Source organism: Pectobacterium jejuense (assembly GCF_026800125.1).
Taxonomy (GTDB): domain Bacteria; phylum Pseudomonadota; class Gammaproteobacteria; order Enterobacterales; family Enterobacteriaceae; genus Pectobacterium; species Pectobacterium jejuense.
The window spans coordinates 1-22856 of record NZ_JAPQKX010000004.1; the positions used below are offsets into that span (position 1 = coordinate 1).

Here is a 22856-nt window from a genome sequence, read left to right on the forward strand (position 1 = left end):
GGGCTTTCTTCAGGCTATAGCCTCACAGGAACAATCACCACCTCCCGAGGAGGTGGTTTAAAGCTGACAATAAAAAAACCGGTGCAGTTGCACCGGCTTAATGAAGTTTGACGACAACGTCAGTCTGACTTTCTCTATCTTATTTCTGCGGACGCATCGCCGGGAACAGGATCACGTCGCGGATGGTGTGGCTGTTCGTGAACAACATCACCATACGGTCGATACCGATACCCAGACCCGCGGTTGGCGGCAGGCCGTGCTCCAGCGCAGTCACGTAGTCTTCGTCGTAGAACATCGCTTCGTCATCACCCGCGTCTTTAGCATTCACCTGCTGTGCAAAACGCTCTGCCTGATCTTCGGCATCGTTCAGCTCGGAGAAGCCGTTACCGATTTCACGGCCGCCGATGAAGAACTCAAAGCGATCGGTGATTTCTGGGTTCTGATCGTTACGACGCGCCAGCGGTGACACTTCAGCCGGATATTCGGTGATGAAGGTTGGCTGGATCAGGCTGCTTTCTGCCGTTTCTTCGAAGATCTCGGTAACGATGCGGCCCAGACCCCAGCTTTTCTCGATCTTGATCCCCAGAGACTGAGCGATCGCGGTCGCTTTCTCCAGATCGTCCAGATCGGCAACGTTGGTTTCAGGACGGTATTTGCATATCGCTTCACGCATCGTCAGCTTCTCGAATGGCTTACCGAAGTCGAATGTCTGGTCGCCGTATTGCACCGTCGTCGAGCCCAGCACATCCTGCGTCAGCGTACGGAACAGGTTCTCCGTCAACACAATCAGGTCTTTATAATCGGCATACGCCATATAAAGTTCCATCATGGTGAATTCAGGGTTGTGACGCGGGGAAACGCCTTCGTTACGGAAGTTACGGTTGATCTCGAACACACGCTCAAAACCACCCACAACCAGACGCTTCAGATACAGTTCCGGCGCGATACGCAGGTACATGTCGATGTCCAGCGCGTTGTGGTGCGTGATGAACGGACGGGCAGACGCGCCGCCGGGGATCACCTGCATCATTGGCGTTTCAACTTCCATAAAACCGTTATCCACCATGAAGCGGCGAATTGCAGCCATCACGTTAGAACGAATGCGGAAGGTATTGCGTGATTCGTCGTTGGCAATCAGATCCAGATAACGTTGACGATAGCGGGTTTCCTGATCGGCCAGACCATGGAATTTATCCGGCAGCGGACGCAGCGCTTTGGTCAGCAGACGCAGTTCGGTACAGTGGATGGACAGCTCGCCCGTCTTGGTTTTGAACAGCTTGCCGCGCGCGCCCAGAATATCGCCCAGATCCCACTTCTTGAACTGCTCGTTATAGATGCCTTCCGCCAGATCGTCGCGGGACACATACAGCTGAATACGGCCACCGACGTCCTGCAAGGTCACGAAAGAGGCTTTACCCATGATGCGACGGGTCATCATACGGCCCGCGACAGTCACTTCAACGCCCAGTTCTTCCAGCTCTTCGTTCTCTTTGGCATCGAACTCAGCGTGCAGACGATCGGACGTGCTGTCACGGCGGAAATCATTCGGGAATGCGATCCCGGTTTCACGCAGCGCCACCAGCTTCTCACGACGCGTTTTTAATTCATTATTCAGATCTTGCGCCTGATCGGCACCCTGTGATTGTGATTCAGCCATGTGAATTCTTATAACCCCGCTTTTAAACTTGCTTCAATAAATTTGTCCAGATCGCCATCCAGCACCGCCTGAGTATTACGTGTTTCCACGCCGGTACGTAAATCTTTGATGCGCGAATCATCCAGAACATAGGAACGAATCTGGCTACCCCAGCCGATATCAGACTTGTTGTCTTCCATCATCTGTTTCTCAGCATTTTTCTTTTGCATCTCAAACTCATACAGCTTCGCTTTCAGCTGTTTCATCGCCTGATCTTTGTTTTTATGCTGGGAACGGTCATTCTGACACTGCGTAACAATGTTGGTCGGAATGTGGGTAATACGCACCGCGGACTCTGTCCGGTTAACGTGCTGACCACCCGCACCGGATGCGCGGTACACGTCAATACGCAGGTCGGCTGGATTGATTTCGATATCAATATCGTCATCCACTTCCGGGTAGACAAACGCGGAGCTGAATGAGGTGTGACGGCGGCCGCCGGAATCGAACGGGCTCTTACGCACCAGACGGTGTACGCCGGTTTCAGTACGCAGCCAGCCAAACGCATAGTCACCGATGATCTTGATGGTGGCGGATTTCGTACCGGCCACGTCACCGTCTGACTCTTCAATAATTTCGGTTTTAAACCCTTTGGCTTCCGCCCAACGCAGGTACATACGCACCAGCATGCTGGCCCAGTCCTGCGCTTCCGTACCGCCAGAACCCGCCTGAATATCCAGGTAGCAATCCGCACTGTCGTACTGGCCAGAGAACATGCGACGGAACTCGAGCTGGCCTAATTTATTTTCCAGCGCGTCCAGTTCTACCGACGTTTCATTAAACGTATCTTCGTCGTCTTCTTCCACCGCGAGCTCAAGCAGACCATTCACATCTTCCAGACCTTGAGTCAGTTGATCGATGGTGTCGACGATAGCTTCCAGCGAGGAACGTTCTTTTCCCAATGCCTGAGCGCGTTCAGGCTCATTCCAGACATCAGGCTGTTCCAGTTCGGCGTTTACTTCTTCGAGGCGTTCTTTCTTGGCATCATAGTCAAAGATACCCCCTAAGAACGGCACTACGTTCAGACAGATCCTGAATGCGGTTTTTTACCGGATTAATTTCAAACATGATTTTTTATATTCTTACGTTAAGTCGTTGACAACGGAATGGTGTAACCCGCCATTCTAGCGGATAAAAGGCCCATTTTATAGACTTTCTGCCTGCCGTATTCCGTCCACACTCTACCCTAGATAATTCGGGCTGCGTGAAGGCGGCAACCGCGCGAGTCCCCAGGAGCTTACTCAAGTAAGCGACTGGGGTGAGTAAGGGCAGCCAACGCACAAGCAGCTTGAAGTATGACGGGTATATCAGCGCGGCCACAGATGTTGAATCATCAATTGCACCGAGCGTTTACCGCGATATTCGTTAATATCCAGCCGATAGACCATTTCCACTTCTTTAATGCTCGGATCCGGCCAGATGGTGGTATCGATATTGAACGCGATACCGTCTAACAGCGGCACCTGCCCTGTTGCACCGATCGGTTCAAACATCGCTTTCAAATGGCGCTCTTTGAGTAGGCGAGGTTGCAGGATACGGAAGCAGCCATCGAACGTTGGTTCGGGGAAAGCTTGTCCCCACGGCCCTGCATAACGCAGCATTTCTGCCGTTGAGAGCAAATCCAGTTCCGGCAGCACGAGTTCACCGTCAGACCAGACGACACCTTCAAGCTGAGATGGATCGAGCCATTCGCCGACCAGTTCACCGAAGCGCTGACGAAAATCCTCGAACCGATCTTCATGCAGCGATAGCCCTGCCGCCATCGCGTGTCCGCCGAATTTCTGCATCATGCCGGGATACAGCGTATCCAACCGCTCCAGTGCATCGCGCAGATGCAGGCCGGAAATGGAACGTCCTGACCCTTTCAGCATGCCGTCGCCAGCGGGTGCAAAAGCAATCACCGGACGATGAAAACGCTCTTTAATACGCGACGCCAAAATGCCAACAACGCCCTGATGCCACTCTGGGTGATACATCGCCAACCCGTAAGGCAACTCAGTACGAGTGCGCTCCAGCGATTCGCACAGGCGCAGCGCTTCGACCTGCATCCCTTGTTCGATCTCCCGACGATCCTGATTCATTTCATTCAGTTCGTTGGCAAGGATGCGTGCTTGTACAATGTCATCGCTGAGCAACAAGTCGACACCGATTTTCATGTCGTGTAATCGCCCAGCAGCATTCAGCCGTGGGCCTAATGCAAAGCCTAAATCGCTGGCGACTAGCTGGCTGGCATCGCGGTTCGCCACTTCCAACAGCGCCCGAATGCCCGGACGACACTCGCCCGCACGAATGCGATTCAGCCCCTGAGCGACCAGAATGCGGTTATTCGCATCCAGCGGCACCACGTCAGCCACCGTGCCCAGCGCCACCAGATCCAGTAATTCGGTGAGGTTCGGCTTCGCCAGCCCCTGTTGCGTAAATAAGGGCTGCGTAAACCAGCCGCTATCACGCAGGCGTACGAACAGTGCCATCATCAGGTAAAACGCAACGCCCACGCCCGCTAGCGCCTTCGAGGGAAATTGGCAGTCAGGCAGATTGGGGTTAATCATCGCGTCGGCATCAGGCAAGATTTCGCCCGGCAGGTGGTGATCGGTCACCAGCACCGCGATACCGCGCCGATGCGCATCTTCGACGCCCGCGTGAGAAGAGATCCCGTTATCTACGGTCACAATCACTTCGGCACCCAGCGCGGCAGCCTGCGCCACCACTTCCGGGCTTAGCCCGTAGCCGTTTTCAAAACGGTTCGGCACCAGATATTTCACGTTCACGCCGCCCATACTGCGCAGCGCTAATACGGTGAGCGCCGTGCTGGTGGCACCATCGGCATCAAAGTCACCAACGATGACGATACAGCGCTTCTCGGCCAGCGTGTGTTGCAGCAGATCAATCGCTTTATCAATGCCGCTGAGCAAACGGTAATTGAGTAAACCGCTCAGGCTACGTTCCAGCTCCTGCGCCCCTTTCACGCCGCGCTGCGCATAAAGGCGACGCAGCAAAGGCGGAACGGTGTCAGGTAAATCAATGTCCTCCGCCAGCGGACGCCGACGGAGTTGGGTAATCATATTCACGTAGCATTAACCGCCGGTTTTCTTCGAAGCTTTGTGTGCTTCCAGCATCGCCAGCATTTCTTTCGGTCCTTGATATCCCGGCACGACCATACCGTCTTGCAGCACGATGGCAGGAGTGCCCTGCACGCCAAACTGTATGCCCAGTTGGTAATGCGCGGCAATATCAGTTTTACACGTTGCTGCCGAGATCGCGTCGCCCTTCATCGCGCTATCAAATGCTTTATTGCGATCGGCCACGCACCAGATGGACTGCATGTCTTTCGCTGCTGGCGATTTCATACCCTGACGCGGGAAGGCCAAATAGCGCACGGTAATACCCAGCGCGTTGTAGTCTTTCATCTGTTCATGCAGCTTGTGGCAATAGCCACAGGTGATATCGGTGAACACGGTGATCACGTGTTTTTCCTGCGCGGCTTTATACACAATCATCTGTTCCTGTAGCGCATCCAGCTTGCCGATCAGGATCTTATTGGTAGTGTTAACCGGCATGGTGCCGCTCACGTCATAAAGCGGGCCTTGCAGCAAATGCTTGCCATCTTCGCTGATGTACAGCACGCCGCTGTCGGTAATGACGGTTTTCATGCCAGCCATCGGCGAAGGCAGGATTTCCGCCCCCTGCATATCCAGACGCGTTAACGTCTGCTTGATCGCGGCATCATCGGCGTGCGCAAAATTGGTCGCCGTCGCCACCAGCAAAGAAAGCAGTAATAACCCTTTTTTCATTTCATCAATCCTGTTTGTCGCAACATGGTTCGTAGCAAAATAGCCTTGTACCAATGCGTTGTGATAGTGAACGGGGTGTCCCGTCAGCCAGATAACGTCCTGTTACTCTGATAGTGACTCAATTGGTTATGTTATCCCTAGGCGCGCGGATGGTGCTGCTGATGCAGCTGTTTCAGCCGCTCCGTCGCGACATGGGTGTAAATCTGCGTCGTGGAAAGATCGCTGTGCCCCAAGAGCATCTGTACGACCCGTAAATCCGCGCCGTGGTTCAATAAATGGGTCGCAAACGCGTGACGCAAGACGTGCGGCGAGAGCTTTTCGCTGTCGATGGACGCCAGTACCGCATAATGCTTGATACGATGCCAGAACGTCTGGCGCGTCATTTGCCGTGCGCGATTGCTGGGAAACAGCACATCCAGCGTCTGCCCGTTCAGCAGCCACGGACGACCATGTTCCAGATAATACTCGATCCAGTACACCGCTTCTTCACCCAGCGGCACCAGCCGTTCTTTATTGCCTTTTCCCAGCACGCGCACCACGCCCTGCCGCAGGCTGACATCGCTCATCGTCAAACTGACCAGCTCGGAAACACGCAGACCCGTGGCATACAATACCTCAAGCATGGCCTTATCGCGTAATTCCAGCGGTTGTTCAATGCTTGGGGCGTTGAGCAACGTATCCACCTGCGCCTCACTCAAATCTTTGGGTAGGCGCTGCGGCAGTTTTGGCGATGACAGCGCGGCACTCGGATCGTCGCTGCGCAGCTTTTCCCGATAAAGGTACTGAAAGAAGCGACGCATCGCGCTCAGCAAGCGAGCCGAGCTGGTTGCCTTGTAGCCCCCTTCAACTCTGTCAGCGAGAAACGCCTGAAGATCGAGCGACTGCGCCTGCAATAAATCGTTGTCATGATGCGCAAGCCACTCTGCCAGCGTTCGCAGATCCAGCCGATAAGAGGCCAGCGTATTCTCTGCCAGATTTCTTTCCAGCCACAGCGCATCGAGAAACTGTTCGATAAGCGCCTGATCGTGTTCTTGCATCGCTGTGTCCTTCTTCACTGATTGGCAATATTATGCCGATGAAGCGGAGACTTTACACCCTCATCAAGTCCGCATTCTCTCGCAAACAGAATTGTGTGCGATCTCACATATCCCGTGAACATCAACATCGCCATAACATTCTCCGGCAAAAATAAGGCCGTGGCACATTATATTTTATGTATCGATAATATATTGGAACAGGCTCCTTGAAGCCGCGTGCCGACTGGCATTGCCCTTACTTAATCAACGTTGAAAAGCCGATTTTTCTGTGCGTAGAATGGTCGTTCGTGTTGTTAAAATAAAGAAACATTATGCAAGCCACCACCGTCACTCCCACTCTCGATGCCGAAGCGGAAGCACCACCCGTAAACTCACGCAATAAAGTGATTGTTGCGTCATTAATTGGCACCGCTATCGAATTTTTCGATTTTTATATCTACGCCACTGCCGCGGTGCTGATTTTCCCGCACATTTTCTTCCCACAAGGCGATCCGACTGCCGCCACGCTACAGTCGCTGGCCACCTTTGCGATTGCCTTTGTGGCTCGCCCTATTGGCTCGGCGGTCTTCGGTCACTTTGGCGACCGCGTCGGACGTAAGGTCACTCTGGTCGCTTCTCTGCTGACCATGGGGATTTCAACCGTTCTTATTGGACTGTTACCGACCTACGAAACCATTGGTATTTTTGCACCGATTCTGCTGGCACTGGCACGCTTCGGCCAGGGGCTGGGTCTAGGCGGTGAATGGGGTGGCGCAGCGCTGCTGGCGACCGAAAATGCCCCGTCCCATAAACGTGCGCTGTATGGGTCGTTCCCTCAGCTTGGCGCACCGATTGGCTTCTTCTTCGCTAACGGTACCTTCCTGCTGTTGTCCTGGCTGCTGACAGAAGAGCAATTCATGACCTGGGGCTGGCGCGTGCCGTTCGTCGCATCCGCCGCGCTGGTGCTGGTTGGTCTGTATGTCCGTATCTCTCTGCATGAAGCTCCCGTCTTTACCAAAGCGGTCAAAGCCGGCAAGCAGGTACGTATGCCTCTAGGCACGCTACTCAGTAAGCATATGAAAGTCACGATCCTCGGCACCTTCATCATGCTGGCGACCTACACGCTGTTCTACATCATGACCGTTTATTCCATGACGTACGGTACGGCGCCAGAACCTAAAGGACTTGGCTTCTCTCGTAACAGTTTCCTGCTGATGCTGATGATTGCGGTGATCGGTTTTGGTCTGATGGTGCCGGTAGCTGGCTATCTGGCGGATGCTTTTGGCCGCCGTAAGACCATGATTACTATCACCTGTCTCATGATCGTCTTCGCCATGCTGTTCCCGTATATGCTCGGTTCAGGTAATCAGGCGCTGGTGATGGGCTTCCTGGTGCTGGGTCTGAGCATCATGGGACTGACATTCGGCCCAATGGGTGCACTGCTGCCGGAGCTGTTTCCGACGGAAGTGCGCTACACTGGCGCGTCATTCTCCTATAACGTTTCGTCGATTCTGGGTGCATCGGTTGCACCGTATATCGCGGCGTGGTTGACGGCTAACTATGGCCTGTTCTACGTCGGCGTTTATCTGGCAGCCATGGCGTCGCTGACGCTGATCGCACTGCTGGCAACCAAAGAAACGCGTCACCAGTCTCTGGGATAATGTCCCTTCAGTGGGGGCTACGGCCCTCACTGCACCTTTCCTTTTCACGATGTCACCACACCGCTCAGCCCCGCTCAAACCATAACCCCACGTTATTATCACTTTGATACATTTTCGCATTTACCACGCTAATCAAGTGAGGTATACCAACAAGCCTGTCGGTGTAACAAATCCGTTCAGTACAACAAATTCATTCGGTACAACAAATCTGTTCAGTACATACAACCAGATTGGGATGCAAAAAATGTTTTCAAAACATTATGAAGTTGAGGACAGCCATATCGACTTTCAGGGCGTCGTCGACGGTCTCTATTACCCGTTTTACATGGAGTGGACGCGCCATGCCTTTATGAAAGAGGCGCTGGGCATTGATATTGAAGAAGAGTTCAAGCAGGGAAAGATTTACATGGTGCTTGAGTACACTCTGCGTTTCCGTAAAAGCCTGCAAAAAGGCGATCAATTAGAAGTGACCTGCCAGTTGGAAAAGAACGAGAAACGTAATCGTGTCAATTTCGTTCAGCAAATCAAGGTTGGCGGTGTCCCTTACGCAGAAGCCACGTTTGTCGCTACTTGCCTGACTAATGGTCGCCCATCCATGCCAGAAGCGGTAGTGAATGCGTTAGCGCTTTAAGCGTTCGTGTTGCCATGAGTTCTCTTTGTTAGCACACTCGACATATACGCGGGTGTGCTAATGCAGAGATCCTGAATGTTGTAATGAGATCTGTGCTTCCCTCCGAACTCATTCCCTCAATACGGTTCTTTCCCCCGCCATTTAAGCCAATAGCTCTGCCCCGCATGTTTCACCAGCGATTGTAAAAGACCTCAATATCATCGAATATGGCACCCATTGCCTGTTTCCTGCAGCAAATGAGCGATGGGCTTATCGCCTTTAGGCAGTGACATCGCCGCGCAGAGACTGAACCAACGCATTGATTGTAGAAAATAATTAAATCATGGACTTATAGATAGTATGAAAATCGGTCTGTTTTACGGCTCAAGCACCTGCTACACCGAAATGGCGGCGGAAAAAATTCGCGACATTCTGGGCGAAGAACTGGTGGATCTGCACAATCTTAAGGATGTCGATCCTCAACGTATGGAAGATTACAGTACGCTGATTCTCGGCATCCCCACCTGGGATTTCGGTGAGATTCAGGAAGACTGGGAGAACATTTGGGGTCAACTGGCGACGCTAAACCTCAAAGGCAAAGTCGTCGCGCTCTACGGTATGGGCGACCAGCTTGGCTATAGCGAATGGTTCCTTGATGCGCTGGGTATGCTGCATGACCAACTGCTGCCGCTGGGTGTCACATTCATTGGGTACTGGCCGATAGAGGGCTACGAATTCACCAGCCCGAAACCGCTGACCGCCGACGGCAAACACTTTGTCGGACTGGCGCTGGACGAAGTGAACCAATACGATCTCAGCGATGAACGGCTGGAACAGTGGTGCGAACAGATCCTGCAAGAGATGTCGTCACTGCTGTAAACCGTACGACTCAACAGAGGTAAGCACGATGAAAATGTTACTCATAGCGGTCGCAGGATTGTTGCTTGCTGGTTGTGCTCAAACAGGCACAGAGGAATACGCCAGAAATCTGGGCGGGAAATGCGATGTGCCGCAGTATTACACTATCGATTTCTCAAGGTTTGATGAGACAGCACAACAAATCGCGCATGCAACAGGCTGTGGCATCATCACCGATACCACGTTGACTGGCGCGATTAAACCGCATCCCGTCAAAGGCTATCTGACCCGGCGGGAAGCGGTGTTTATGGCGATTCAGGGAACGTCGTTGAAGGTGACCCAACAGGAACCGGATACGATTACCGTCGAGTAACACATTCACGGATACCGTTGTGACCGGTATCCGCAAATATTGATATTTGTAGACGTTGAAATGGCTTAGCGTTTTTGTAACCAGCGGGTACGCGCGGCGGTATCAAGGAAACTCCACGCGACAAAGCGGCTTTGCTTCTGGCCTTGCGCCATATCTATCGTTCTGACCTTCTCCGCATCAACCGCTTCCAGCGCACGATAAATCTCTGGCAGGTTCTCTTTGCGCGACACCAGCGACGTAAACCACAGGCACTGGCGGGCGAAACCGGCGCTCTCTTTGATCATCTGACCAATGAAAGCAGATTCGCCGCCTTCACACCACAGCTCATCCTGCTGCCCGCCAAAATTCAGCGGTGAGCGCTTATCCAGCCCCAGATTATGCAGTTTGCGCTGCGATCCCTGACGGGCATCCTCCGCAGACGCATGGAACGGCGGATTACACATGACGGCATCAAACGTGTCGTTCTTATGAATAATCCCTGCCAGTATCGCTTTGCTGTTCTTCTGACGACGCAGACGAATCGACCGATTCAAGCCGGGGTTCGCCTCAATGGTCTCATTGGCAGCTTTCATCGCTTGCGGATTGATCTCGCTGCCGGTAAAACGCCAGCCGTACTCGCGATGTCCAATCAGCGGATAGATGCAGTTGGCACCACAGCCGACATCCAGCACGGATGCATCGCGCGGCACCACCGAACGGTTATCCTCCGCCAGTAAGTCAGCCAGATGGTGGATATAATCGGCGCGGCCAGGAATCGGCGGGCACAGAAAGCCCTCTGGAATCGTCCAGTGCTCAATCTGATAAAAATGCTGCAACAGCGCCTGATTCAGCGTTTTTACCGCCTCAGGATTGGCAAAGTCCACGGACTCATCACCGTAGGCATTCACCTTTACAAACGGGATCAGCGCAGGATAGCTCTGTTTGAGCGCGGGAAAATCATATCGGTCGCGATGGCGATTACGAGGGTGCAGACCATTTTTTTGCACTGCGGGCTTAGTCATCAGTTATATCCAATCAATTTCAAAGCACGGCCAAACGATGACCGAATAAAAACCTGTCCAACGCACTGCTATCTTGCCCAGTGTTTCTGCTGCAAAAGAATTTGGCGCAAGTGACGCCATTCGTCATCGCCCATGCTGTCCGATGCCAGCCACAGCTGTTGTTTGTCTTTACCGTTAACTGCTTGTAATGACAGTAATACGCCATTCTTCAGCAGCCACGGTCGTTTAACGATCTGCCATTCCTGCTGCCGCCAGTTCAGGGTCGTTTCGCTGAGCAGAACGATTTCCCCCTGTCGGGATTTAATATTCCGTTGGCTACGGATAAAACCGAACATCACCATCGTGACCAGGCATAGCCATAGCCACGCGTAGCCGTCCGGCCACGGTGCCAGCAGAATGAGCAATACTAATAGGCCATGCACAACCAATGACAGCAGTTGCATGCGCCAGGAAACGCGAAGGTCACATCGCCACTGGGCCACGATCTTTATTTCGCGTCTGAATAAGGGAAATCATGCGTTTCAGCTCTCCGTCCTCCGGTTCACCGTGGTTCATCAGCCAGTTGAATAAATCGGGATCGTCGCTTTGTAACAAGCGTACAAACGTGCGCTTATCAGTGTCATTAAGTGTGTCATAGTCATGCTCAAAAAACGGCATGATCGCGATATCCAATTCGCGCATACCACGGCGGCATGCCCAATGAATGCGTGATTTATTATCGATTTCCATATTTCATGTCCACCTTGTTATCGCTGCTTGCCGCTAGTGTACTCTGATTCCGGTAGCGGGTATCAACTAATAGTAACATTTTGACATAGTTTACCGGCGTGCGCCGCGCCGAGTGCGCTCATCAGTATCAGGATGTGCTCTCTAATAACGCAGCGTGAATAACCACTTGCAAACCCTGAGCGCTCTTTTACCATTAGGTCATTCGGGTATCGCCCTTAGCGCAGGATTGTACTATATGGTTAATCAACATACGGCTCATCAACGCCCTTTTGCATCACAACCCCCATTTGCTTCCGCTCAACTGGCCGCCACGCTCATCTCGCTGGATGACTGGGCACTGGTCACGATGGTCGGGCCGGATACCGTCAAATATCTTCAGGGGCAGGTCACCGCGGATGTCGGCGCGCTGCCTGACGATGGGCACATCCTTTGCGCCCACTGCGACGCGAAAGGAAAAATGTGGAGCAACCTGCGTCTGTTCCATCACGGCGAAGGCTTTGCGTTTATTGAGCGTCGTAATCTACGCGATGCCCAGCTTAACGAACTGAAAAAATACGCCGTTTTCTCGAAAACAACCATCGCACCGGACGACAACGCCATCCTGCTGGGCGCGGCGGGTGCGGGCATCCGCGATCTGCTGGCATCTGTATTTAGCCAGCTTCCTGACGCTGAACACCCTGTTGTGCAGCACGAAGGGGCTACCTTACTGCATTTCGCCCATCCTGCAGAACGTTTCTTGCTGGTTCTGTCGCCTGAGCACAGTGCATCGCTGCTTGAACAGCTCGGCGATAAAGTCAGCCTAAATGACAGCCGTCAATGGCTAACGCTGGATATTGAAGCAGGTCAGCCCATCATTGACAGCGCAAACAGTGCGCAGTTCATCCCGCAAGCGACTAATCTACAGGCATTAAATGGAATTAGTTTCAGCAAAGGGTGCTATACCGGTCAGGAAATGGTCGCTCGGGCAAAATATCGTGGTGCCAACAAACGTGCGCTTTATTGGCTAGCGGGTAAGGCAAGCAAGGTGCCGCAGGCGGGGGATGATCTCGAATTGCAGCTCGGTGAGAACTGGCGTCGTACCGGTACGGTGTTGGCAGCCAGCCAATTGCAGAACGGTGACGTGTGGGTACAGGCGGTGCTGAATAACGATCTTACCGCAGAGAACGTTTTGCGCGTCCGTGAAGATGCCGAAAGCCAGCTCACGGTTCAGCCGCTGCCGTATGAAATAACGGATTAATTCGACGAGTAATACCGCGCATGAGCCAGTCTGGCTCATGCGTTTTATGCAGGCTCAGATATAAAGATAAATCGCCAGAAAGTGGCAGACGCTGCCGCCCAACACAAATCCATGCCAAATCGCGTGATTATACGGAATGCGCTTGCAGGCGTAGAAAATCACCCCCAGCGTGTACACCACGCCGCCCACCGCCAGCAGCGTCACGCTCCCCGCCGCCAGTTTCATCACCATCTGATAAATCACCACCAGCGACAGCCAGCCCATCACCAGATAGGTAATCAACGACAGCACTTCAAAACGGTGAGCAAACGCCAGTTTGAAGATCACGCCCAGCAGCGCCATGCTCCAGATGACAACCATCAGGCCATGCGCCAACGGCGAATTCAGCCCGACCAGCAAAAACGGCGTATAAGTTCCGGCAATCAACAGATAGATGGCGCAGTGATCGAATTTCTTCAGCCACGGCTTAATACGCTGAGACGGAATCGCGTGATACAGCGTCGATGCCAAAAACAGCAGAATAATGCTGCCGCCATAGAGGCTGTAGCTGGTAATCGCGACGCTGCCAGCGTCATTGTTGACCGCCTGCACCAGCAATAAAACCAGCCCCACAATCCCGAAAATCACACCGATTCCATGGCTTATGCTGTTCGCAATTTCCTCTGCCAGAGAGTAATCCGGCATTTGTTCATTTTTTGACATCAATCGATTCCGCAGTATTCAACAGTACACGTCGTGCGCTGACGTTATCCACCTTGCCTTTCCCATTTTCATGCAGGGACGCAGGTGCAGGTGCTTAACCTTTGAGCAGATTAACTGAGAATAGTTTCAGTGTACACGTGTAAGCTAAAATATTTACACTCACCTGATTTCCGGTTTTCTCTCTCACTAAGCGTGTAATCATTCATGTCAATCTCGGGCGACATCCCCTACAATGATCGACGTTGATATCTCCCTGTTTTTTGAAGGGCTCTGCCGTTGTTACCGGTTATTCGCGTTAACGGTCATCCGGTTCTGACGCTCACAGCACCTTCCTGTAGTTTTCGCTACATATCGTTTTGGTTTTCACTACATATCGTTTCACTGCATGATTTTTACTGCATCGTGTTCACTGCAAGAGGTAAGTTTTTCATGTCATCTGCCCCATCTACTCTGAATTTCGGTTCCATGACCGATGTCTTCGGCTTTCTGATAGAAATCGATAAATTAAAAAGCGTACAGCGCCGTAACAAAATTATCGGCAGCGAACGTCACGAAGATTCTGCCGAACACAGCTGGCACTTTGCCGTCGCAGCAATGGCGTTGGCGCCTTATGCCGGTGAAGGCGTGGATATCCAGCGCGTGATCCAAATGGCGCTGATTCACGACATCGTCGAAATTGATGCGGGCGATGTGCTCGTTTACGATCTTTCCGCTCGTCTGGCGATTCACGATCAGGAAGTCGCCGCCGCCGCCCGTATTTTCGGCCTGCTGCCCGAGCCACAGCGTCAGCAATTCCACGATCTGTGGGAAGAATACGAAGCCAATGAAACCCCCAGTGCCCAGTTCGCTCTGGTGCTTGATCGCGTCATGCCGATGCTGATGAACCTGTCTAACGGCGGCCAAAGCTGGGTAGAAAACGGCATCCGTCTGGAACAGGTTCTTGACCGCGCCGAGTTCATCTCCACAATCAATCCAGAACTGTGGCAATACCTCCAGCAACATCTGGAAGACGCCAAAGCCAAGGGCTGGTTGCTATAATTCGGTTTTCCCGCTAGACGCCCCGTCGCCGGGCATGCACGTCAGGAGAGGGTGATGTCTTTAAAAACAATCGCGAATAACCTGGGTTTGTCCGTGGCGGCGGTGAGTCGTGCGTTGAACGGCCATAGTGATATCTCCGACGCCACGCGCCAGCGTATTCAGGAAGAAGCGGCGCGCATTGGCTACCGCCCCAATACCCACGCACGCCGTCTGAAAATGGGCAAAAGCAACGCCGTCGGGCTGGTCTATCCCTACGCCTCTTCCCTGAGTAACGATATCTTTTTTGAGATGATTGGCGCGATCAGCCGCAAGCTGGCACAGCATGAAGTCGATTTTCTCCTGCTGGCAGACGAGCAAGACGCCTGTCAGGGTGCCGCCAGATTGATCGCCAGCCGCCGTATCGACGCGCTGATTGTGGCGCATACGTGCGAGCAGGATGCACGGCTGACGTTACTGCAACGCCACAACGTGCCTTTTCTGGCGCTGGGGCGCAGCCAGCTCCCTCACCCTTACGCCTGGTTCGATTTTGACAACCGCGCAGGCATGGCGCTGGCAACCGAACACCTGATCGCGCTTGGGCATCGCCGTATCGCCATGTTAAGCGAAGATCACCCGCAGGCGTTTATCATGCAGCGTCGTCAGGGCTATCGCGATGCTCTGCAACACCACGGCCTGCCGTTTCACGACACCTATCTGCGCTGTGTGAACCCCACGCGCCGCGCGGGCTATCAGGCCATGCTCGATCTTCTGGCGCTGCCTGAACCGCCCACCGCGATGGTGATGGACGGCAACGTCCACGGCGATGGTGCCGTTGCCGCATTACAGCAGGCGGGTCGGCTTTCCGGTTCACACCCTATCGCATTAGTGATGTATGACGGCTTACCACAGGACAGCCTGACCGACATCACCGTGACCGCCATCGAGCAGGCGACACGCGAGCAGGTTGGCGAACAGATTGCCAGCATGATGCAGGCGCTCATCGCAGGCGAAGCCGTAGAAAACTTGCAGGTGTTATGGCAGCCAACGTTACGCCTCGGTAACACGAGTTTTCCCGCCTAATCTATCCCGCTCTCTGCCACATTTCATAAAGCCACCGGTTGGTTTACGACTCCAGCCGTCAGCGAGATGATCTTCACATCCCCATCGCAAACTTTTTCCATTTTCTAACGATTATTTTAACAATATCACATTTCTTAAACGTTTAAGTTGATGGCTTAAACGTTTAAGTTTTCACTGAGATCCACTATTCGTAATTTGGAATCCTCCTCATGATGCGTGATATTGTTCAATTAACCAGCGCACAGTGCGATGTCATCGTACGCTGCGCCCCTGCGGCGGAAATTCTCTACTGGGGACCACGGCTGCGCGGTTTTTCACCAGAAGATATCGTTTCTCTGCAACGCCCCGTCGCTAACGGTCGTCTGGATGTGGATCTTCCTCTGACGCTGGCGATGGAATACGGGCGCGGTCAGTTTGGCTCGCCGGGTATTGAGGGGCACTGTTCAGGCTACGACGCCGCGCCGATCTTCACGACGACGCAGGCTGACGTTCAGGGCAATACGCTCACCATCACGGCAGAAGATGAACTGGCAGGGCTACGCCTGATCAGCGAACTGCGTCTGGATCCGCAGACCGACGTCCTGCAACTGCGCCACACGCTAGAGAATCTGCGTACGGATGCCTGGCAAGTACAGCGCCTCGCCGTCACGCTGCCCATCCCGGAACGGGCGAGCGACGTCATGGCGTTCCACGGCCGCTGGCTGCGTGAGTTTCAGGCTCACCGCCTCACGTTGCAGCATGGCGGTTTTATTCAGGAAAGCCGTCGGGGCAGAAGCTCCCACGAATATTTCCCCGCTTTTATCCTCGGTGAGTCCGCGTTCAGCGAACAGCGTGGATCGGTATGGGGTGTGCATTTAGGCTGGAGCGGCAACCACCGCTTGCGTGCCGATATCAAAACGGACGGCCGTCGCGTCGTGCAGGCTGAAGCCCTGTATCTGCCGGGCGAAATCACGCTGGCGCAGTCGGAATCCCTCACCACGCCGTGGGTCTACGCCGCCTTCTCTGATGCCGGTTTAAACGGCATGAGCCAGCGCTATCACACCTTCTTGCGCCAGTCCCTGATCCAATTTTCCGGCGATAAACCACGCCCGGTCCACCTCAATACGTGGGAAGGGATCTATTTCGATCATGACCCCGAGTACATCATGCAGATGGCGAGCAAAGCCGCCGACGTCGGCGTAGAGCGCTTCATTATTGATGACGGCTGGTTCCGTGGGCGTCACCACGACCAAGCCGCGCTCGGCGACTGGTATCTGGACGAGGAAAAATACCCTAACGGGCTGATGCCGGTGATTGAGCACGTCAAAGCCTTAGGGATGGAGTTCGGCATTTGGGTCGAACCGGAGATGATTAACCCCGATTCCGACCTGTTCCGCGCCCATCCCGACTGGGTGCTGCAACTGCCCGGCTACGCACAGCCAACGGGCCGCTACCAGTACGTGCTGAATTTAAACCAGCCCGAGGCCTTTGCTTATCTGCTGGAGCGGCTGAGCTGGCTGCTGGGCGAACACCCGGTCGATTATGTGAAGTGGGATATGAACCGCGAGCTGGTGCAGCCCGGTCATGAAGGGCGTCTGGCCGCCGATGCGCAAACCCGACAGTTCTATCGTCTGCTCAATACCCTGCGCCAGCGTTTTCCCCATGTCGAATTTGAATCCTGCGCCTCCGGTGGCGGACGCATCGACTACGGCGTACTGGAACGTACCCAGCGCTTCTGGGTGTCGGATAACAACGACGCGCTGGAGCGCCAGACCATCCAGCGCGGCATGAGCTACTTCTTTCCACCAGAAGTCATGGGGCAACACATTGGGCACGCTCGCTGTCACGCCACGTATCGGCGTCACACCATCGCCTTTCGCGGCCTGACGGCTCTGTTCGGCCACATGGGCATTGAGCTGGATCCCGTGAAGGCTGACGACAACGAGCTGGAAGGCTATCGCCACTACATCCAGTTGCACAAAACGCTGCGCCCACTGCTGCACAGCGGCACCACCTGGCGGGTCGAGATGCCGGACGATACGGTGCAGGTCACCGGCGTGGTGAGCAACGATCGGCAGCACGCCGTTTTCCAGGTCGCTCAGCTACGTATGCCGGATTATTCGCTGGCGGGGACGCTCCGCATCCCCGGCCTGCAGCCCGACGCGCGCTATGAGGTCACGCTGCTGGACGGTCCGGAAATCAAAACGGTGCGAGAAGGCGGCGGCACTATGCGTGAGCTCCCGCCCTGGTTACGTCAGCCGATCGTGGTTTCCGGTGATTGGCTGATGCAGGCCGGCCTTGCCCTGCCCGTCCTGACGCCGGAAACCGCCATTCTGGTCGCGCTTTCCGCAGTGCCGGACACCGCTGGCAGCTAGCTTTTTTGCTGTATAGCAATCATGGAACACCAACACATAACCACACACCGATACCCTAAATAATTCGAGTTGCAGGCAGGCGGCAAGAGAAGGCATCCCGATGAGCTTACTCAAGTAAGTGATTCGGGTGACTAAGCGCAGCCAACACACCTGCAACTTGAAGTATGACAGGTATACCTTCCAGGGGGAAAGTAAGATGCCTACCACCTCGTGCTACTACAAAAACAACCGTAACTTCTGGATTTTCGGCGCGTTCTTCTTTCTTTATTTCTTTATCATGGCAACGTGCTTTCCGTTTTTGCCAATTTGGCTGGCGGACGTTATCGGGCTCAACAAGACCGATACCGGCATCGTTTTTTCCTTCCTGTCGTTGTTCGCGATCCTGTTTCAGCCTTTCCTCGGCATCCTGTCCGATAAGCTGGGCATGAAGAAGCACCTGCTATGGGTGATCTCGGTGCTGTTGCTCTTTTTTGCCCCTTTCTTTCTGTATGTCTTCGCGCCGCTGTTAAAAATCAACGTGATACTGGGTGCTTTAGTCGGCGGCTTGTATATCGGGTTCTCTTTCAGCGCGGGAGCCGGAGCCATTGAAGCCTACATCGAACGCATCAGCCGACAGCACCACTTTGAGTACGGCAAGGCGCGCATGTTTGGCTGTTTTGGCTGGGGAATTTGCGCCTCAACGGCGGGTATGCTGTTTAACATCAACCCCGATATCGTGTTCTGGATGGGATCCGGCTCGGCGATTATCTTGATTGTGTTGCTATGTCTGGCGAAGACGGAAAGCAACCCGACCGCCGCCGTCATGGACTCGCTCGGGGCTAACGCTTCGCCTTTTAGTGTGAAGCTGGCGTTAGGATTGCTGGCCAACCGTCAGTTCTGGCTGCTGGTGCTGTACGTGGTCGGCGTCGCCTGTATTTATGACGTCTACGATCAGCAATTCGCTAATTTCTTTAAATCGTTCTTTAGCTCGCAGGAACAGGGCAACCAGATCTTTGGTTTTGTCACCACCGCGGGGGAAGCTGCAAATGCGCTAGTGATGTTCTGTACGCCTTGGCTTATTAACCGGATCGGCGCTAAAAATGCGCTTCTGGTGGCTGGCACGATTATGTCGATCAGGATATTGGGATCGGCCTGTGCCACGTCCGTCACGGAGGTGATCATACTGAAAATGCTGCACGCCTTTGAAGTGCCGCTGCTGCTCATCGGGATTTTCAAATACATCGCCAATACGTTTGATTCGCGCCTGTCGGCCACGATTTATCTGGTGGGCTTCCAGTTCGCCAAGCAGTTTATGGCGATATTCCTCTCCTCCGCGGCGGGCAATCTGTATGACCGCATCGGCTTCAACCAGACTTACCTTATTCTGGGCGGCATCGCGCTTACCTTCACTGCAATCTCTGCCTTTACTCTGTCATCGTCACGTAGCTCGGCGGGGATGAGTTCTCAGGCTGCGCATTAACATTATCGCGCCCCATCGGTTTAATACCAACGGGGCGCGATATTACTATTTCACGTCTCGCAACGCCGTTTTATCCACATAAGTCTTCATGATGCCATCCGCCTCTTTTTGTGCGGCAGCAGCAGCGTCATCGACCTTTTTCGCCGGATCGTTTAGCAGCGCCGCCAGCTGATTTTCCATCGCTTTACGTACCGCGACCGTTTCATAGGTGGCGTACCACGGATGGGCATATTGCAGCTGTGACAGCGCAATCGCCGCACGCGGATCTTTCGCCAGATAGTCCTTCATTTCTGGCAGATCGTAGGCCGCCATGCGCGGGGCGAAGTAGCCGGTAAAACGACTCCAGTTGCCGCTCACTTCCGGGCTGACCAGATAGTTCATAAACTGCCAGGTTGCTTTCTTCTGATCTTCGGAAATCCCTTTGAAGCTCACCAGACTTGCCCCACCAATGGTCACGCCACGACGCTCTTTTTCCGGCATCATCGCCACGCCAAGTTGGAAATCTTTGGTGTTTTCACGCATAAAGCCCAGCGCGCCGGTGCTCAGCATCGTCATGCCCAGCTTGCCGGAGAAAAATGCGGCGCTGATCTGTTTGGAATTCAGCACGCCAGCAGGCATCACTTTGTCGCGGTACACTAAGTCGCGCCAGAACTGGAGCGCGCCTTTGGTTGATGCGGTGTTGTAATACACTTCGCCCGGATAGTCGGCATTGTAATACGCCCCGCCGTTGGCACGTGTCAACGCAGACAGCATCCAGCCGCCGTAGTCGTCGTTCGTGGACGGAATCATGATGCCCCACTGTCCTTTCGCCGGATCAGTCAGCTTCTTCGCAACTGCAATCACTTCATCCCAGTTTTTCGGCGGTTCGTTGAAACCGGCTTTCTTCAACATATCTTCGTTGTAATAAAGGATCGGCGTCGAGTTGTGGAACGGGATCGCGTAAGTTACGCCCATCACCTGCGCGTTCTGATGCAGCGCAGGCCAGAAATTTTTGGTCAGGAAAGGCGTGGCCTTTTCGTTGCCGTATTTGAACAGCTCGTCCATCGGCAGAATTTCATCTTTGATGACCAGATCGGCAGTGAAGTTTGCCGACATAATTACCAGCGCGGGAGGATCGCCCGCTTTGGCAGCGGCTTCCGCTTTCACCTTCGTCGTGTCGTAATTGCCAGTGAAGATCCCACGCACTTCAACCTGATCCTGCGATTGGTTGTACTCCTTGATGATGCGCGTCATTTCCATCGTCAGCTTGCCATCAACCGGCGCGGGAAACATGAAATCGATACTCTCTTTCGCCAACGCGGGGCCGGACATCAGCAAGGCTATCGCCAGCGCCATAATACGGGGCTTACGCATTTCTTTTCTCCTGGGATAAATTACGGGCGGTCTGCCCGGAAAACCAATGACAATCCTGCGGTGAAAAATGAAGCACAATGGAGGCGCCGACATCCGGCACGCCATCGCGATTTGGCCGACGGTAGCGAATATTTCCCAACGGCGTATCCACATGGATCAGATACTCCGCACCAAATAGCTCCCGTTGTTTCACCGTTCCCGACAATGACAAGTCGCCGTCTGACGCGGCGTGTTCGGTAATATGCTCAGGGCGGATCCCGAGCAGCACACTGGTTAGTGAACGCGTTTCTTCACTGGCGGGCAGCGCCACAGACAATGCCTGTAGAAATGCCTGCCCATCAGCACAAGGCAGCGTCACCATATTCATCGCGGGCGTGCCGATAAATCCGGCGACAAAGACATTTGCGGGGTGAGAATACAGCTGTTCCGGCGTGCCAACCTGTTGCAGCACGCCACGATCGAGCACCGCAATTCTGTCCGCCATCGTCATCGCTTCGATCTGATCGTGCGTGACGTAAACGGTGGTTGTTTTCAACTGCCGATGCAGATCCATAATGCCGTCCCGCACGTCGCTGCGCAGGCGGGCATCCAGATTCGACAGTGGTTCATCCATCAAAAACAAGCGCGGATCGCGCACGATCGCCCGCGCCATTGCTACACGCTGACGCTGACCGCCGGACAGTTTTCCCGGCTTACGTTTCAGGAGTGGTTCAAGCTGAAGCAGGCTGGCAACGCGCTGCACGCGCTGTGGATACTCCGCTTTCGGCTCACCGCGCATCCGCATCCCGAAAGTGATGTTTTGCTCGACGGTCAGGTGCGGAAACAGCGCGTAGTTCTGGAAAATCATCGAGAAATTGCGCTGCTTCGGACTCCACGTCGTAATGTCGTCGTCACCCAGCAGGATCTGCCCATCGCTCACGTCTTCCAGACCGGCCAGCATACGCAGCAGCGTACTTTTTCCGCAGCCAGACGGCCCGACCAGCACCAGAAACTCACCGTCAGCGATATCCAGCGAAAGCGACGCCAGCGCCTGCATGTGCTCGAAGCGTTTACTGATATTACGTAACTGAATCACGGCCATTACGCATCCACCGGGCAGCTGATACGCGGATCGTAGAGGTAAGGTCCAGGATACGAGGTGATCGACTGGCTGTAGCTCACCAGCCCGGTGACTGGCACATAGCGGTGCATGACCACGCTGGCGGGTTCCAGGTTGTAGTACGACGTATCGTCATAGTAGAAATACGGTACCTGATGGACGGTACCCGGCACGGTGGCGATAATCGCCTGCCGATGCTGTGTCATAATCAGGCGGTGCGTATGTCCACAGAAGATCCGCGTAAGCTGCGGGAAACGCTCGATCAGCGTCAGCAGCTCACTTCCGTTTTCGCAGGCGATCCGATCCATATGCGCCGATCCCAGCGGGAGCGGTGGATGATGCATGAAGATCGCCGTTTCGCGCGTGGAGTGATCCTGCAATTGCTGCTCCAGCCAGCCCAGCGTAGACGGCGTCAACCAGCCTTTCGCCTGCCCAGCCAAACTGGTGTCGATGAACAGCAGGCGCATCGGGAAGTCATCCACCGCATAGCGGATGTTCTCGGGATCATCGCCCAATTGCGGGCAAAGCGGGCGCATCGCGTTGAGGAAATGCTGCTTATCATCATGATTGCCCGGAATCACATACATCGGGTAATCCAGCATCTGCAACACGCGCTGTGCCACCTGATACTCCTGCGGGCTTCCGCAGTTGACGATGTCGCCGCTAATCACCACCGCGTCCGGCCGCTCGCTCAGCGCGTTTAGCTGGTTAATGACCTTGGCGTTTTCTCCGTTAATATCAATAAATTCATAGAGTTTGCGCCCCTCACTGCGAAAATGCAGATCGGAAATTTGTGCCAGCAACATAACTACCACCTCAT

The 22856-nt window shown here is 54.1% G+C and carries 21 protein-coding genes; 9 read left to right on the forward strand and 12 right to left on the reverse strand.

What is annotated here, in order from left to right:
- Window positions 1-139: 139 nt before the first annotated feature.
- The 5 genes from lysS to xerD form a co-directional block, all read right to left on the reverse strand.
- Complete coding sequence (gene lysS, locus NXT09_RS08460) at window positions 140-1657, reverse strand: lysine--tRNA ligase (protein WP_240584536.1); 1518 nt, start codon at window positions 1655-1657, stop codon at window positions 140-142.
- A gap of 8 nt (window positions 1658-1665) precedes the next feature.
- Window positions 1666-2764, reverse strand: a protein-coding gene (gene prfB, locus NXT09_RS08465) for a peptide chain release factor 2 (protein WP_117625043.1) whose coding sequence is annotated in 2 segments (ribosomal slippage) — window positions 1666-2688 and window positions 2690-2764 — 1098 coding nt in all. Because the reading frame shifts where the segments join, the coding sequence is not laid out codon by codon here.
- Window positions 2765-3003: 239 nt separating this feature from the next.
- Window positions 3004-4764 carry a single-stranded-DNA-specific exonuclease RecJ gene (gene recJ, locus NXT09_RS08470; RefSeq protein ID WP_268579414.1) on the reverse strand — a complete coding sequence of 587 codons (1761 nt, stop codon included), beginning with the start codon at window positions 4762-4764 and terminating at the stop codon, window positions 3004-3006.
- 6 nt (window positions 4765-4770) lie between these two features.
- Window positions 4771-5487: a bifunctional protein-disulfide isomerase/oxidoreductase DsbC gene (dsbC, locus tag NXT09_RS08475; protein ID WP_010279866.1), complete on the reverse strand. Its 717-nt coding sequence runs from the start codon at window positions 5485-5487 to the stop codon at window positions 4771-4773.
- Window positions 5488-5624: 137 nt separating this feature from the next.
- On the reverse strand, window positions 5625-6524 hold the full coding sequence (xerD, locus tag NXT09_RS08480) for a site-specific tyrosine recombinase XerD (RefSeq protein ID WP_268579415.1): 900 nt from the start codon (window positions 6522-6524) through the stop codon (window positions 5625-5627).
- 311 nt (window positions 6525-6835) lie between these two features.
- Here xerD and NXT09_RS08485 point away from each other — a divergent pair, with 311 nt between their 5' ends.
- The 4 genes from NXT09_RS08485 (at window position 6836) to NXT09_RS08500 (ending at window position 10005) form a co-directional block, all read left to right on the forward strand.
- A complete protein-coding gene (locus NXT09_RS08485; protein WP_268579416.1) occupies window positions 6836-8164 on the forward strand; it encodes an MFS transporter in 1329 nt (442 codons plus the stop codon).
- A 244-nt stretch (window positions 8165-8408) separates the two neighbouring features.
- Window positions 8409-8795: an acyl-CoA thioesterase gene (locus tag NXT09_RS08490; RefSeq protein WP_039282122.1), complete on the forward strand. Its 387-nt coding sequence runs from the start codon at window positions 8409-8411 to the stop codon at window positions 8793-8795.
- 339 nt (window positions 8796-9134) lie between these two features.
- On the forward strand, window positions 9135-9653 hold the full coding sequence (gene fldB / locus NXT09_RS08495) for a flavodoxin FldB (RefSeq protein ID WP_268579417.1): 519 nt from the start codon (window positions 9135-9137) through the stop codon (window positions 9651-9653).
- Window positions 9654-9681: 28 nt separating this feature from the next.
- Complete coding sequence (locus tag NXT09_RS08500) at window positions 9682-10005, forward strand: hypothetical protein (protein WP_094370095.1); 324 nt, start codon at window positions 9682-9684, stop codon at window positions 10003-10005.
- 65 nt (window positions 10006-10070) lie between these two features.
- On the opposite strand, the gene rlmF is transcribed toward NXT09_RS08500, so the two are convergent.
- The 3 genes from rlmF to sdhE form a co-directional block, all read right to left on the reverse strand.
- Entirely contained in the window at window positions 10071-11006 is a 936-nt protein-coding gene (gene rlmF / locus NXT09_RS08505) for a 23S rRNA (adenine(1618)-N(6))-methyltransferase RlmF (protein WP_010301818.1), read from the reverse strand.
- Window positions 11007-11074: 68 nt separating this feature from the next.
- Window positions 11075-11449 carry a protein YgfX gene (locus NXT09_RS08510; protein ID WP_010301815.1) on the reverse strand — a complete coding sequence of 125 codons (375 nt, stop codon included), beginning with the start codon at window positions 11447-11449 and terminating at the stop codon, window positions 11075-11077.
- A 19-nt stretch (window positions 11450-11468) separates the two neighbouring features.
- Window positions 11469-11735, reverse strand: coding sequence for an FAD assembly factor SdhE (gene sdhE, locus NXT09_RS08515; RefSeq protein WP_005971623.1), 267 nt, complete (start codon window positions 11733-11735; stop codon window positions 11469-11471).
- A 235-nt stretch (window positions 11736-11970) separates the two neighbouring features.
- Here sdhE and ygfZ point away from each other — a divergent pair, with 235 nt between their 5' ends.
- A complete protein-coding gene (gene ygfZ / locus NXT09_RS08520; protein ID WP_268579418.1) occupies window positions 11971-12972 on the forward strand; it encodes a tRNA-modifying protein YgfZ in 1002 nt (333 codons plus the stop codon).
- Between the two features lie 54 nt (window positions 12973-13026).
- Here the strand turns inward: ygfZ and trhA are convergent, their stop codons facing one another.
- On the reverse strand, window positions 13027-13674 hold the full coding sequence (trhA, locus tag NXT09_RS08525) for a PAQR family membrane homeostasis protein TrhA (protein WP_010279833.1): 648 nt from the start codon (window positions 13672-13674) through the stop codon (window positions 13027-13029).
- A gap of 429 nt (window positions 13675-14103) precedes the next feature.
- Between trhA and NXT09_RS08530 the strand changes: the two genes are divergently transcribed.
- From NXT09_RS08530 to NXT09_RS08545, 4 genes are all read left to right on the forward strand, one after another.
- A complete protein-coding gene (locus tag NXT09_RS08530; RefSeq protein ID WP_240584529.1) occupies window positions 14104-14712 on the forward strand; it encodes an HD domain-containing protein in 609 nt (202 codons plus the stop codon).
- 54 nt (window positions 14713-14766) lie between these two features.
- On the forward strand, window positions 14767-15771 hold the full coding sequence (locus tag NXT09_RS08535; RefSeq protein ID WP_268579419.1) for a LacI family DNA-binding transcriptional regulator: 1005 nt from the start codon (window positions 14767-14769) through the stop codon (window positions 15769-15771).
- Between the two features lie 209 nt (window positions 15772-15980).
- Entirely contained in the window at window positions 15981-18125 is a 2145-nt protein-coding gene (locus tag NXT09_RS08540) for an alpha-galactosidase (RefSeq protein ID WP_268579420.1), read from the forward strand.
- A gap of 196 nt (window positions 18126-18321) precedes the next feature.
- A complete protein-coding gene (locus NXT09_RS08545) occupies window positions 18322-19584 on the forward strand; it encodes an MFS transporter (RefSeq protein ID WP_205553502.1) in 1263 nt (420 codons plus the stop codon).
- Between the two features lie 45 nt (window positions 19585-19629).
- Here the strand turns inward: NXT09_RS08545 and NXT09_RS08550 are convergent, their stop codons facing one another.
- The 3 genes from NXT09_RS08550 to gpdQ are packed head-to-tail and all read right to left on the reverse strand — an operon-like array spanning window position 19630 to window position 22842.
- Window positions 19630-20937 carry an ABC transporter substrate-binding protein gene (locus tag NXT09_RS08550; RefSeq protein ID WP_268579421.1) on the reverse strand — a complete coding sequence of 436 codons (1308 nt, stop codon included), beginning with the start codon at window positions 20935-20937 and terminating at the stop codon, window positions 19630-19632.
- Entirely contained in the window at window positions 20930-22018 is a 1089-nt protein-coding gene (locus NXT09_RS08555; RefSeq protein WP_174868590.1) for an ABC transporter ATP-binding protein, read from the reverse strand. Before NXT09_RS08555 ends, NXT09_RS08550 begins: the two co-directional genes overlap by 8 nt.
- The gene (gene gpdQ, locus NXT09_RS08560) at window positions 22018-22842 is read right to left on the reverse strand and encodes a glycerophosphodiester phosphodiesterase GpdQ (RefSeq protein WP_095993674.1); all 825 of its coding nucleotides are present in this window, start codon (window positions 22840-22842) and stop codon (window positions 22018-22020) included. Before gpdQ ends, NXT09_RS08555 begins: the two co-directional genes overlap by 1 nt.
- Window positions 22843-22856: the final 14 nt, after the last annotated feature.